The sequence below is a fragment of the Gemmata palustris genome, from assembly GCF_017939745.1.
Taxonomy (GTDB): domain Bacteria; phylum Planctomycetota; class Planctomycetia; order Gemmatales; family Gemmataceae; genus Gemmata; species Gemmata palustris.
Map to the genome: position 1 here is coordinate 6,499,310 of NZ_JAGKQQ010000001.1, position 13,539 is coordinate 6,512,848.

Here is a 13,539-nt window from a genome sequence, read left to right on the forward strand (position 1 = left end):
AAATGATTACCAGTTCGCGGGCAGCTCTTCTTTTCCGGCGACCGTGGCGAGCGCTTCCAGTACCTCGGGTGCGGTCGCGTTGGTGAGCGAATGTACTGCGCCGTCCGCAAATGCGACGATACAGTAATGCGATTTCTTACTGGACCACACCGCATGGTTGCCGTGCCAGCCCCCGAACGGCCGACCGTCACCGAGGTAGGGCGCTGATTCTGGCACGAACCCGCGGACGGTTGCGGGACCACCGAAGGCCCAGTGCTTGGGGTTTTGGGAGGTCTCGATGAGCAACAGGGTGTTGGACGTGCCATCGGGAATGTCGTTCGGTAACGCGGTGCGGCGATCGTAGCCGAACACACCCGTTTTGGGGTGACCGAGGGGCAAAGTTGCGGCATCCACCCCGACGCCCGCAACACCGATGTAGTGCGCAAGCGGCCCGGTCGACTTCCACTCGCGTGAACTACGGTCGTATTCTCCCGAGGCCGGGCAAACGAGTTGAGGGAACCGGTAAGTAGTCAAGAACCCGTTGCTCGGATCATTTGCTCCGTGTCTCACATTAATTTGACGCAAGACTTCATCTTGCTCCATGTACGGCAGAACCGAGATGAACCAACTCAGTCGCTGTTCGGGAGGAAGATCGGCATGGGGAATGGTACCGGACAGAAATGCGCTGACCTGTTTCTCGTTCCGCTCAACTGGAAATGTGTCAGCAGCGTTGTGGAGGGCGAGCGCCCACTGTTTGAAGTGACTCGTACACATCATCCGCGCGGCCGCTTCGCGCACGCGGCAAACGCCGGTGACCAACAGGCCACCGGCGCCCGCGACAACGAGGAGCACGATCATCACGACGATGTACCGGCGCGGCATGTCGCGGCTCCTCGTGCGCAAAACGGTTATTTGCGGCTCTTGGGGTGGCGGAACGGAATCCACCCGCCGTTCGCCTTGCTGCTCTCGACGCACTTCGTGATGAACAGCATACCCTCAACGCCGTCATAAATGTTCGGGTAGACCGTGTTCGTGGTCTCGAATTTCTCGCCGTTGGCGCGCTTCACCATTGCGTCGTAAGCGGTGTTGTAAACGTTGGCGAACGCCTCGAAGAACGCTTCCGGGTGGCCGCTCGGCAGCCGGACGCTGGCCCCGTGCGCCGCGCCCAGATATGGTCCGCCGTTGCGCGTGTAGAGCTTGTGCGGCTCGCCGTTCTTCCGCACGAGGAGCTTGTTCGGCTCCTCCTGGTGCCACTCGATCGCGCCCTTCGTGCCGTCCACTTCGATGAACAGGTCGTTCTCGCGCCCGTGCGAGATCTGCGACGCGGTCACGGTCGCGAGCGCGCCGTTCTCGAACCGCACCAGCGCCACGCCGTAATCGTCGAGCGCCCGGCCTTCCTCGAAGACCTTCAGGCTGCACGAAATCTCATTCGGCAGCAGCCCAGTGATGAAGCGGCCCAGGTTGTAGGCGTGCGTGCCGATGTCGCCGAAGCACCCGGCGATGCCGCTCTGCTTCGGGTCGGTGCGCCACTTGGCCTGCTTCTGGTCGCTCGATTCGAGCCGCGTGCGGAGCCAGCCCTGGATGTAGTTGGAGCGGACTGCGTTGATCTCGCCGAGGTCGCCGTTGAGGACCATCTCGCGCGCCTGGCGCACGAGCGGGTAGCCGGTGTAGTTGTGCGTGACCGCGAACACCACGCCCGACTTCTCGACCACCTTCAGCAGCTCCTCGGCCTGTTCGAGGTCGAACGTGAGCGGCTTGTCGCAGATCACGTTGTACCCGGCCTCGACGAACGTCTTCGCGATCTCGAAGTGTGTGTGGTTGGGCGTCGCGATGCTGACGAAATCCACCTTATCGGCGCGCTTGGCCTCGGTCTCGGCCATCTCCTTGTAGGAGCCGTAGGCGCGCTCGGTCGGGATGTCGTAGTCGGCCGCGGACGCCTTCGAGCGGGCGGGATCGCTGGACAGCGCCCCGGCGACGATCGCGGCGCGGTTATCGAGCACCGCGGCGGTAGCGTGGACGCGGCCGATGAAGGCGCCTTGTCCGCCCCCAATGAGGCCCATGCGAAGTTTGCGGTTCAGTGGCGCGTTGGTCGGCACGAAGAACTCCCCGGAAGAGGTTGGAGAACGGGAACGTGCCTGAGATTGTAAGGACGCCGTGCGGGGTGTCAGCCCCCAGATTCGGCCCAGATCGCGATGCCGATAAGGAGTGCGAGTGCGGCGGTGGCGCCGATCACTGCGCCATTTGACTCCGCGACGAGGTAGCCGATTAACCCACCGGCGACGAGAGGTAGGGCGAAGATAGCTGGGGCGAGCGCCGGAACCAACCCGGTAATGTCGGCGAGAGCGTTAAGAAGTTGCCGCACGAACCCGCGGTGCGAAGCGGGTGGCGGTGAGCCGGAATTGACCTTTGGTCCGTCGTCTTGGGCGGTTCCGCACTGCGGACATGCCCCGACGTGGTTCTCGATCGGCGCGCGGCACTGGCGGCAGGGGCGCATGAGTGAACCCCTATGGTTGTTGTCCCTTTGCCTTCGCCAACTCCGCGCGGAGTTTCGCGAGTTCGGCATCGGCCTCGGATGCCCGTTTCTCGGCGGCGAGTCTGGCCTTGCGCTCGGCGTCGCGCTCTTTCAGCAAGTCGCCCGGTAGTGGGAGTAGTTCTCCGCGGAACCAGTACCGCACCCAACCGCCCAGAAGGGCGACCTCGACTTCGAGTTCGGGAATTGGGTAGCGCCCGTTTGCGTTGGGTCGTGTGGTGACGTACCCATCCTCACCGAGGCGGAACAGCGTGAGTTCGTCCGCGTCCGGGTAAAAGAGCAGGTAGTACGGAACCTTCAGCTCCCTCTCGTACTTCTCGTAGCTCACTTCTGCGTCCTTCCGCACGCTCGCTTTCGAGACGTACTCGATGACGAGGAACGGCCCCACTGGTTGCAGCGGAGTCATGTAACTGCCATCGGCGACAATGGGCCGCGGGTGGATGATGACCATGTTGTCGGGCACCACCTGACCGGGCTTGTCGGGGTCGCCGCCCGGCGGCGGGTACTGTACAAGAAGCTCGTTGAAGCACTGGACGTCGGGCCGGCTCACGTGGATCAGGTCGAAGCTCTCGACGGTGATCTTGCGCTGCGTGGCCTGCGTCGTGGATTCCATGAAGTGCTCCAGCGGCAAGGCCCGGAGGTACCGTTGCTCCGCGCGCTCGTACAGCACCTTGATTCGGCCCAAATCGAGGTTGGGCGGACCGGCCGGCGTCATGCGAAACCCTCCTACATCAAACGCGATCGGAGTTTATCTTCGGGGGCACGAAAGCGGAAGGTCGAACGCTCACACTGTGGCACCCACCCGCTCGTTGACACTCGCGGTTCGCCTGAGTCGTATGGCGAGCCGCGAGTGTCAACGAGCGGGTGGAGCTTTCACACCACGCCCTTCTCCTTCAGTGCTTTCACCTCCTCCGCGCCCAAGCCCAACAGTTCCCCCAGTACCTTTTCCGTTTGCTCGCCGAGGCACGGGGGCATGGTGGGGGGCGCGTTTGGCGCGCCGTGGAGTTGTACGGGTGAGCCGATCAGGTCGACCGGGTTGCCGGCCGGATCGCGGACCGTGAGCTTCATTCCGCGCGCGAGCGTCTGTTCGTCGGCGAACACGTCCGCATAGGTGCGCACGACCGCGTGCGGCACATTCGCTTCACTCAAGCGCGTCTCCCATTCGTTCGTAGGGAACCGCTTCATGATCGCTTCGACTTTCGGCACCACTTCCGCGCGAAGCTCGACGCGCTGCCGGTTCGTCGCGAACCGCGGGTCCGCACCGAGTTCGGCTTCCCTCGCCGCGGCGCAGAACGCTCTCCATTGGCCGTCGTTGCCAACGTTGAGAACGAGCCAGCCGTCGGCGGTGGCGAAGAGCTGGTACGGCACGATTTGCAGGTGCGCGTTCCCTTGTCGCTGCGGAAGCTTGACGCTCGTGAGGAACGCTTGGGCGACGTTCACTTGAGCCGCGAGAGCGCAATCCGCGAGAGCGATGTCGATCGCGTAGCCGTGCCCCGTTCGGGCGCGTGCATGGAGCGCGGCGAGGATCGCGTTCGAGGCGTAGAGGCCGGTGAGAATATCCGCGAGCGCGACGCCGACCTTGTAGGGCGGTCCTTCGGCCGGCCCGGTGATGTTCATCAGCCCGCTGAGTGCTTGAATGGCGAAGTCGTAGCCGGGCGCATCCTTCATCGGTCCCGTGCGACCGAACCCGGAGATCGAGCACGCGATCAGTTTCGGGTGGCGCGCGAGGAGCGCATCGGGCGTGAGTCCGAGTTTCTCCGCGCTGTCCGTGCGAAAGTTCTCGATCAGCACGTCACATTTCGCCAGTAACCGATGGAAGATGTCACTCCCGTCGGGGCTAGCGATGTCGAGGGTCAGCGAAAGTTTGCCGCGATTGCACGAGAGGAAGTACGCCGAGAGGTCGTTGAACCCCGGTACGTAGGGCGGCCCCCATCCGCGGGTGTCGTCGCCCGCGCCGGGGCGTTCGAGCTTGATGACGTCCGCGCCAAGGTCCGCGAGCAACTGACCGCAAAACGGCCCCGCAAGTACGCGGGCCGCGTCGAGTACACGAACGCCGTGGAGCGTCGGGACCGTATCGGGTGCGAAGGGCAGCATGGCGAACCTCCTTGCCGAATTGTACGGCCGGTTCGCAGCGGCCGTCACCGCTTCCACGCATCCTGGAAGATGGAGGAGAGATTCCCGCGCCCGCTCCGCACAGAAGCTGTGGGTGCAGGCGACATCGTGACAGGAGCCGCGAACGTGTCCTGTCGCGTCGGGATCACGGGTGGTTCGGTCGGGGCCGGCATCGGGGCAAATAACGGCGGTTCCGACGGCATTTCGCGCGGCGCCGCCGCGGATCTGCGAATCGACGCGAACGACGGCATTGACGGTAGCGCGAGCGAACTGATTGACGCCACCGATGTCGGGGTGCGCTGCGCATCGGGCGGGAACACGCCGTCGCGCAGGTTCTTCGGCCCGGAGAGACGCGACATCGTTTGCGGTGACAGTTTCAGCCCGCGCGCGAGTGCTTGCCGGGCGTCTGCGTACACTTGGGCCGCGGTTTCGCGTGACTCCATCGGGTAATACGCCGCAAGCAGAATGTGCGCGGAGTAATCGACGGTCGCGCCCATCGGTGTGAGCAGTTCGTACATCGCCTTTTTCGCGGCGGGCGGCGGTTCGGGTGGTGTTTCCGGCTCTTCCTCCACGCACTTACGTAAACAGCGTTCCAGTGCGACAAAGGCGTAAGTGCGGACCAGTTCGGACGCTTCCGCCGGGAACCCGTCCTTGTTCGAGCAGTTCACGCTGATGAGCAGCGCTTTCACGATTTTCGGTGAGCAACAGCACCCGCTCGCGAGCGCCTTCGCCGCGGCGATGCGCACGCACTCGTTCTTCTCCGCACGCAACCCGGTAATCAGCCCGGCTTCCGCTTCGGGGTAATAGCGGCAATCGACGGTCCCCAGATACTCCAGCGCGGCGACCTTCGCCTTCGCTTGCGCTTCTTCCTGCTTGATCTTGGCCGCGGCCCCTTCCGGACTGGTGGGTGATTTCTTCAGGTCGTCGGGGTTCGGTGCCCCGCTACCCGGTCCACCGAGACCCGGTGGCGGACAGATCGGCCCGAGCAGTCCGCCCGTCGCGACGCCCGCCGGGACGAGCAAGTTGTTAATGAACGAGCCGATGCGCGAGTTGCAGAAGTGCGCTTTACACTGCGCCTTTTGCTCCGGAGTCTTCATGAAGAAGCTCCAGATGTTCTTGGGCGCGGCCGGTGCAGCCGCGGCTGGAGCAGCGGCTGCACCGGCTCCGGTCACGGCCGGAACCGGCCCACCGGGAAGTGCCGGCGCGCCCGGGATCGTCGGCTGCTGCGCGCGTCCCAGTGCAACGAACACCAGCACCGCGAACGCCCCACCGAATCGCGTTCTCATGCCCGGTTCCCTCACCCAATGTCCCATATCCGTCATCGACAGTGAGGAAGTTGCGGCTTGAGCCACATTTGCCGTTTTGCGCGAATGCTTCGAGTAAATCGAGCCGGCAATATGCGATGCCGCGCGAAGGTGGGTAAGGGGCGCCGCAGCTAATCGCGGCTCTTGAGCCGCTACAATCGTTAAACTCGGCGCGGTGGAATACCGACAAAGAATGAACGCCGCTCAAGGCGCTCGGTCGTGTGACCCGGGTGAGTGGCCATTCGTGAGTTTTGAGGGAGCGATGGGCAAACGCCCGGTGATGTATTGCTCCCGTTTCTTGCTGTTGCTGCTCGCGGCTGGTTGCCAGTCGTCCAGCGCAACGGAACAAGAGCCCGAATCTGGTGTGTCACCCGCTCCGAAGGTCGTCACTCGTGGGTCCGCGCCCGCGGTGCCGTCCGAGCGAGTTGCGCCCGCAGTTCTCCCTCCACCCCCGCGAACCGAAGCGCTCGACGCGCTGCTTCTAACCGCACTCGGCGGCGCAACGACAGCGAGTTCACCGGCGGCCTCTGAAAAGACCGCGTCGCCGGGGTCGAGTCGGACGAGCGAAGAACCGCCACTCGCCCAACGCATCGAATTGCCGCCGGTAACCGATTCGCCGGGGCCGCTGCCCAAGCCCACGCCAGAACCCGTGGTGCCCACTGCGGCGCCGGCCACTGTGCCGCCGAGCGAGTTCCTTCCGCCGATTCCCGCGCTGCCTGATGCGCCTGTTCCCGCGAAGGCCACCCCAAGCATCCCGCCCGCGCCGCTGCCACCGCTGAAGACCACGCCGTCGGCTGTTCCGGTGGGGGTGGTTGCGGGTCCGATCGAGCTGAACGGCCAGCCGCTCGCGTTCGATGCGCTGTCAAAGTTGGTGGACGGAAACGCCTGCTCGTCTTGCGGCGGTGGCGGAGCCGTTGGCGGGTGCTCGACGTGCGGCGCGTGTGGCGATGTGCCCTGTCGGTCGGGGGGGAAGCGGTGCGAACCGTTCCCCGCTCACACCGCGGCGGGGCGCGTGATCGGGATGATTTATTCGAGCGTGTGCTGCCCCGATCCGTGCTATCAGCCGAAGTGGGAACCGCTCGCCGACGCCGCGTTCTTCACCGACGCGGTGCGCCCGAAGACCAGCACGCGGTTCCGCTGGGACTACGGCAGCCACTTCGCGTACCCGGACCGCGGGGAGTATTTCTTCGCGCGGGCGGACGGGAACGGGAGAGGGCCGAAGGCGAACTCGTTGGTGAAGGCGATTCCCTACGTCGATTACCACGAACTGAACATGATTACCGAAATCGCGATGGGCAACGCGGGCGTGCAGATCGCGGTGCCGTACCGGTCGGTGAACAGCTCCCCGTTCGGTCAGGACGGAGCCGGATTCGCGGACATGAGCATCACCGCGAAAACGCTTCTACTCGATAGCGAACTCGCGCTGTTCGGCTTCCAGATGCGGACGTACATCCCGATCGGGCAGACCGGGAAGGGATTGGGAACGGGGCACGTGTCACTGGAACCGGGGCTGAACTTCGGGCTTCGACTCGCCCCAGAAACCTACCTGCAGGCGCAAGTGGTCGAGTGGATTCCGATCGGCGGTAACACGGATTACCAGGGCGCGCACTTGCGCTGGGCAACGAGCTTGAACCACGTGCTGTGGCGCCCGATCCGCGACGTGCAGTTGGTGGGCACGCTGGAATCGACCGGGATCTCGTTCCAGGACGGCCTGTTCACGGACCCTGTACTCGGTTCCCAGCGCTTGGCGAAGCGCACCTCGGCCGCGATCGGGCCGGGACTGCGGTTGTTCTTCTGCGACACGTTCGACTTCGGCGTGGGCTGGCAGCACGGGATCACCGGCAAGTACTTGGTCCGCGACGAACTGCGGTTCGAGGCTCGGTACCGGTATTGAGTCACGGATACATGACAGGCACACAGGGCTTCCGCCCTGTGCTACAAACGTCGGCCCCTCCGGGGCGAAGACAAAACCATCAACCGCTGTGGAATAGCGCCACATCAGGCAGCCCTTCTGAGGCAAAGACCAGGGCTTCCAATGCCTTTCCGCCCCGGAGGGGCCGGCTGACGTAGCACAGGGCGGAAGCCCTGTGCGCCCGTAACGCCCTCCCATAATGCCCTGTGCATCCTTCTAATCTGTCGCGCGTTGCACGGCGTCCCGCCCCACGCTACACTCTTCACTACCCTCCCACGCCCGCACGCCTCTGCTCCGCAACGGAGTTTCGTCGATGCTCACCGTTCTCGGTAATCCGGCTCGCTACTGTGACGGACTCTCGCGCCGGTCGTTCCTCAAAGTCGGGGCGCTCGGTGTCGGCGGACTCACGCTCCCGTACCTCATGCGCGCGGAAGCCGCGGTCGGGAAGAAGAGCCACAAGTCGGTCATCATGGTGTATCTGACCGGTGGGATGGCGCACCAGGACACGTTCGACCTGAAGCCGAACGGCCCCGCCGAACTGAAGGGCGAGTTCAAGCCGATCCCCACGAACGTGACCGGCATCCAGTTCGGCGAACACCTGCCCAAACTCGCGAAGTGCGCGGACAAGCTCGCCGTCATTCGCTCGCTGGTCGGGCAGCGCGACGAGCACAGCTCGTGGCAGAGCTACACCGGCACCGTGATGGACGTCGCCAAGCGCGACAACAAGCCGCACTTCGGGAGTGTCGTGGCGCGGATGCAGGGCCAGACGGACCCGACCGTGCCGAGCTTCGTCGACCTCGCGCCCACGATGCAGCACAAGCCCTACAACACGCCCGGCCCCGCGAATCTCGGGCGCTCGGCCGCACCCGCAAAGGTCGACGGCGACGAACTCGCGGTGATGAAGAACCTCGCCGTGACGCCCGGCGAACTCCAGGACCGCAAGGCGCTGCTCGAGCGAATGGATGCGTTCCGCAAGTCCGCGGGGCAGACCAATAGCATCAGCGCCGATACGTTCCACGACCGCGCGTTCGACGTGCTGACGTCGAGCAAGTTGGTGGAAGCGCTCGACGTGACGAAAGAACCCGAGCGCACGCGCCAGCGGTACGGGAAGGGGTCGCCCAAGCACCTCGGGGACGGCGCGCCGCAGTGGAACGACCAGCTTTTGATGGCCCGCCGGTTGGTCGAAGCGGGGTGCCGCGTCGTCACGGTCGCTTACGGATTCTGGGACACCCACGGCAACAACTTCAAATATCTGAAGGACCAGCTCCCGTTGTTCGACACGGGGATCTCGGCGCTGGTGGAAGACATTTACGCGCGCGGGCTGGAGAACGACGTCACGGTGTGCGTGTGGGGCGAGTTCGGGCGCACCCCGAAGATCAACAAGGACGCGGGCCGCGATCACTGGTCCCGGGTCAACTTCGCGCTGCTCTCCGGTGGCGGCATGAAGACCGGCCAAGTGATCGGCAGCACCGACAGCGCGGCGGGCGAAGCGAAGGACGACCCGATCCCGTACCCGAGCGTGCTCGCCTCGGTGTACAAGAACCTGGGCCTCGACCCGCACGCGATGGTCTACGACGTATCGAACCGCCCCAACCCGATCCTTCCCGGTGGCGTGCTCCCGATCGACAAGCTGTACTGAGCCGCCTTCCCACCGAGGTCCGTGCCCATGATTCGCGCCGCTGCCATCGTCGCGTTCGCTGCCACCGTCGCCGGAGTCAGCGCCGCACCGGTACCGCCGCCCTCCGAGAAGGAACTGCTCGCGAAATATTGGGGCAAGACCGAGGGCCAGGGCGAGTTTGAACTCGCGGGCAAGCAACTCACGATGCGCACGGGCGGCGTGCCCGCCCGCGGGTTGCTTTACGGCAAGGGCTCGAACATGCCCCGGGCGACGCGCCCCGTAACCGGCGACTTTGAAGTGACGGTCAAACTCGGCGACGCGGCCCCGCCGAACCCGAAGAACCGGCACGAGGACTCCTGGCCCGGGTCGCGGGCCGGCTTGCTTGTTTCCGGTGGCGGGTACGGCATCGAGTTCCACCTGTACCAGTACCACCAGAAGCGCAACGGCGATGTGCTCGACACTTTGGACCGGGTCGTGTGGGTGGATACATGGTTTCCCGGTGGCGGCGCGGGCAGCTCACTGGTGCAAGTCCCCGTGGGCAAGTCCACACACCTTCGGATCACGCGCAAGGACAAGACCGTTTCCGTGTCGCACAGCTTCGACGGCAAGGAGTGGTCGGCGCCGCACACCCCGCGCCAGGACTTGGCCTTCCCGGACGAGGTCGCGGTGGGGGTGTTTTACGCCCACTCCACCTACCAAATCGCCGCGGCTACGTTCGACGAACTGACCATCACGAAGCCAAAAGAGCTGCCGAAAGCGGAGCCGAAGGCCCTGCCGAAGTGATGCCGGGTGCCAGAACGAGCCGTTCTCAATCGCCTCACGAGTCCAAATCCCACAACACCACGCGCCCGCTGTCCCCGGCGACCGCGGCGCGGGCGCCGTCAGGCGCAACGGCCACCGCGTATAGCGGACCGACGTTCCACGCGAACGACCGCTCGCACGCCCACGTCGCGGTGTCCCAAATGTGCGCCGTGCCCTCTTTCCCCACCGTAACCAGTCGGCGCCCGTCCGGAGTGAACGCTGCGTCCATGAAGCACTTCGTTTCGAGTTGTAACTGAGCCGTTTCCCGCGCGGACGCCACGTCCCACACGAACAGCGTGCGCCCGGCCGAGTACACGAGCGTGCGCCCGTCCGGGGCGAATGCGAGCGCGAACGTGCCGCTGGAAAACGCCCGCTGAGCGTCCGTGACCAGCACCTCGAAACTGTGGGCCGCGAGCAGGTGGAGCCGCTTGGAGCCGAGGACCGCCAGGAGCTTCCCGTCCGGCGACACCACGCTGCGGGTGATCGCGCCGGACTCGAGTTCGACCTCACCTTGTGCCGAACCCGTTTCCAGATCGTACCGCCGAACGAGATCCTGGTACCCGCCGTCGGCCACGAACGCGGTGCGCCCGTCGGGCGCCAGCGCGAACGATTGGCACCACGCACCGCAGCGCCGTAACTCGATTCCCGTGCTCCCGGCGCGCACCGAAATGCCGCTCTGCCGGCACAGCACCGACCCGCCCGACCCGAACGCGAGCGAGAGCCCGAACCTGCACTTGGCGCCCACGGTCCAGAGCCGGTGCCCGGTGTCCGATCGGATGACCCGGCACCCGAGGTGGTACCCGCTCAGGGCCAGCGCGCCTCCGTCCGGCGCGAACGCCAGCGCGTCAATCTTCTTCCGCGAGTACGCCTCCCAGATCAGCATTCGTGCGCACCATGAGATTCGGCCCCAATCCGCTCATGATATGCACCGCGGGCCGGTCAGCCGTCCATGTCCCACACAACAACTTTGCCGTCTTCCGTTCCGGCCGCGGCAAGCGCGCCGTCCGGGGCGAATGCAACGGACACGAGCTTCCCGGCCTTCCAGTCGAACGTGCGGAGTTGCTCGCGCTTCTCCGCGTCCCAGAACGTGACGGTGCCATTGGTGCGCGCGCACGCCACGATCCCGCGCGGGTGGACCGCAATTCCGGTCACATACGGCCGACCGGGGTGAACCAACTCGCCCGCGGCCGCGCCGGTGGTCGCGTCGAACATTTGCACCGTGCGGTTACCGGTGGGAACAAGTAGCTTCGTACCGTCGGCAGTAAACGTGAACCCATCTTTAGGGTCTGTGGGGTCGAGTGGAATGACACCGGAGAATTTCCCTTGTGCGTCATAAAACTGGATGTGTTGGTTCGGGCGCCCGCCCGGTCCGCCGAAAACGGTATCTGCGATCAGCGCCGCTCGCGTTCCATCACGGTTCAACGCCGGAGCATAATGTTCACGCCAGTCGGACTGGCCCGACCAGATGAGTGAAAAGTGTGCTCCAGCGCCAATAGCGAAACATTCTACAGCGTTGTTGCTCTGGCTCACAACCACAAGCCGGGTTCCATCCGCAGAGAGAGAGAACTCGGGTGAACTGCGAGCGAATTTTGATACCGTGGTTTTGTCTCCACTGTGTAGATCGATTACTGTTATTCCTGCCGTTGCACCAACAAATAGGAACTGCCCATCTGATGTGAACGCGATGCACTCGGTTTCGCGATCTGGAACGTAGTGAATGCACCGGCGCGTCCCGCTCCCAGCGTCCCACACTTCCACATCGCCAGGAGCGTCGAACGCGAGTGTGGCGGCGGCGACCAACCCGCCGGAACTAATCGCGAGCAGGTTCAGCGGCCGCGGGTGTTCGCTCTGAATGATTCGCATGGCACGCTCGCCGTTCGCCCGTTCGTTTCGCGCTTCAGATGTCCACGTCCCACACGACCACCTTGCCCGTATCGCTGCCCGCGGCCGCGAGTGTGCCGTCCGGCGAGAAAGTGACGGACCGCACGCGCCCGATGTCCCAGGTGAATGCGTGCGCGACTTTCCAGGCGGTGGTGTCGTACAGTTTCACTGTGGTGTCGTTGCTCGTGGCGGCCAGGTATTTCCCGGATGGGTGGAACGCGGCCCCCGTGAAGTGGCGCCGGGTGTCGCTCCGCACCTCGCGCGGAGTGCTTAGTGTCTCGGTCGACCAGATGTTAATGATGTGCGAGCGACAGGTCACGAACGTGCGCGCGTCCGGCGCGAACGCGAGCACGGGAATCGTTCCGGCCTGGAGCTTCGCGAGCCGGAGCACCTCGCCGGTTTTCACGGACCGCAAGCTCACGCGGAGCGGTTGAATCGTCCACGTCCGGCGGTCGCGGACCCCGGTCAGGGTCGCGAACGTTTTCCCATCGGGGCTGGTCCGGATCGCGGCCGTGTCGAGCGACTCGCGGGACCGGGACGAGAGCTGCTCGAGCGGGGCACCCCACATCGGGTCCAGCGGCTTCTTCGTGCGCCAGCGGTAGCGCCGCATCTCGTACCCGCGGCCCGTTCGTGCGTGACCGATGCACGACCCGCAGTCGGGCGTCATGGCCAGCAGTTCCAGCCACTCGTGATAGGTCGGAGCGGGGAACAGTTGAACCGTTTCCGAGCGCGTGTCGATCACCGCGAGCGCGTTGTTGGCACAGGCGAAGCACAGCGGCTCGGTGGGGTGGAAGGCGGTCGGGGCGTCGAGGAAGTGGATCTGGCCCGTGTAGCGCCCCCACTTGCGGCCCGTATGAACTTCCCACATCTCCAGCCCGCGCTGCCCGCCGCCGACGGCGAGGAGCTTTCCATCCGAAGAGAACGCGAGTTCGGTTACGTTTCCGGGTGCTCCGGTTAATACGAGCATGGGCGGACCTCGATCACAAATTCACGTCTTGAACGACAATTCGGCCCGGCGCGCCGCTGGTCGCAGCAAGCGCTTGTTGGGAGGTGCGCCAGCACCCCGCTGCGTCTCGACTCCCCACATACCTAGCATCACAGCCTCCCAAGATACGGGGTCGCAACTCGCGGTCAGAAGGTGCGCACGGCTCGGCGAAAACGCTCGCCGTTTCGCTCTCGCGGAATAAAGTCCCCGCGCCCCGAGTGAACGGGCGCGGCTTGATGACATGGCGCTCGTGTGTCGGTCTGCAGCGAACCGTGCGCCGCACATGCGGGCATCGGTAACGACTTTCATCGAAATTCAGGGCCGGCATGAATTGGGCGAACACCAATGTGCTGCGCCGCACAAGAGCCACAATGATAATGCGGTGCTGGCACGGTAAACAGGACGTGCGTTCCGCGC

At 64.8% G+C, this 13,539-nt stretch carries 12 protein-coding genes; 3 read left to right on the top strand and 9 right to left on the bottom strand.

Translation table 11 applies throughout. The features are described 5' to 3' along the window. Nucleotides 1-6: 6 nt before the first annotated feature. From J8F10_RS27080 to J8F10_RS27105, 6 genes are all read right to left on the bottom strand, one after another. Nucleotides 7-861: a DUF1559 family PulG-like putative transporter gene (locus J8F10_RS27080; protein WP_210659342.1), complete on the bottom strand. Its 855-nt coding sequence runs from the start codon at nucleotides 859-861 to the stop codon at nucleotides 7-9. 26 nt (nucleotides 862-887) lie between these two features. After that, nucleotides 888-2,039, bottom strand: a complete 1,152-nt coding sequence (locus J8F10_RS27085; protein WP_246524490.1) for a Gfo/Idh/MocA family protein — start codon at nucleotides 2,037-2,039, stop codon at nucleotides 888-890. Nucleotides 2,040-2,143: 104 nt separating this feature from the next. Beyond that, entirely contained in the window at nucleotides 2,144-2,473 is a 330-nt protein-coding gene (locus J8F10_RS27090; protein ID WP_210659344.1) for a hypothetical protein, read from the bottom strand. 10 nt (nucleotides 2,474-2,483) lie between these two features. Then, complete coding sequence (locus tag J8F10_RS27095) at nucleotides 2,484-3,224, bottom strand: Uma2 family endonuclease (RefSeq protein ID WP_210659345.1); 741 nt, start codon at nucleotides 3,222-3,224, stop codon at nucleotides 2,484-2,486. A gap of 158 nt (nucleotides 3,225-3,382) precedes the next feature. Next, a complete protein-coding gene (locus J8F10_RS27100; RefSeq protein WP_210659346.1) occupies nucleotides 3,383-4,603 on the bottom strand; it encodes a CaiB/BaiF CoA transferase family protein in 1,221 nt (406 codons plus the stop codon). Nucleotides 4,604-4,647: 44 nt separating this feature from the next. Beyond that, entirely contained in the window at nucleotides 4,648-5,907 is a 1,260-nt protein-coding gene (locus J8F10_RS27105) for a hypothetical protein (protein ID WP_210659347.1), read from the bottom strand. Nucleotides 5,908-6,289: 382 nt separating this feature from the next. On the opposite strand from J8F10_RS27105, the gene J8F10_RS40410 reads away from it, so the two are divergent. The 3 genes from J8F10_RS40410 to J8F10_RS27120 all read left to right on the top strand — a co-directional run bounded on the left by J8F10_RS40410 (nucleotide 6,290) and on the right by J8F10_RS27120 (nucleotide 10,238). Next, nucleotides 6,290-7,819, top strand: a complete 1,530-nt coding sequence (locus tag J8F10_RS40410) for a transporter (RefSeq protein WP_210659348.1) — start codon at nucleotides 6,290-6,292, stop codon at nucleotides 7,817-7,819. A 331-nt stretch (nucleotides 7,820-8,150) separates the two neighbouring features. Next, nucleotides 8,151-9,476 (top strand): DUF1501 domain-containing protein, encoded by a 1,326-nt coding sequence (locus J8F10_RS27115; protein WP_210659350.1) that lies wholly within the window; start codon nucleotides 8,151-8,153, stop codon nucleotides 9,474-9,476. A 27-nt stretch (nucleotides 9,477-9,503) separates the two neighbouring features. Then, nucleotides 9,504-10,238 (top strand): hypothetical protein, encoded by a 735-nt coding sequence (locus J8F10_RS27120; protein WP_210659352.1) that lies wholly within the window; start codon nucleotides 9,504-9,506, stop codon nucleotides 10,236-10,238. 34 nt (nucleotides 10,239-10,272) lie between these two features. Here the strand turns inward: J8F10_RS27120 and J8F10_RS27125 are convergent, their stop codons facing one another. The 3 genes from J8F10_RS27125 to J8F10_RS27135 all read right to left on the bottom strand — a co-directional run bounded on the left by J8F10_RS27125 (nucleotide 10,273) and on the right by J8F10_RS27135 (nucleotide 13,104). Continuing rightward, the gene (locus J8F10_RS27125) at nucleotides 10,273-11,139 is read right to left on the bottom strand and encodes a WD40 repeat domain-containing protein (protein WP_210659354.1); all 867 of its coding nucleotides are present in this window, start codon (nucleotides 11,137-11,139) and stop codon (nucleotides 10,273-10,275) included. Between the two features lie 56 nt (nucleotides 11,140-11,195). Next, nucleotides 11,196-11,678: a WD40 repeat domain-containing protein gene (locus J8F10_RS27130; protein WP_210659356.1), complete on the bottom strand. Its 483-nt coding sequence runs from the start codon at nucleotides 11,676-11,678 to the stop codon at nucleotides 11,196-11,198. A gap of 475 nt (nucleotides 11,679-12,153) precedes the next feature. Then, complete coding sequence (locus J8F10_RS27135; RefSeq protein ID WP_210659358.1) at nucleotides 12,154-13,104, bottom strand: WD40 repeat domain-containing protein; 951 nt, start codon at nucleotides 13,102-13,104, stop codon at nucleotides 12,154-12,156. Nucleotides 13,105-13,539 lie beyond the last annotated feature (435 nt).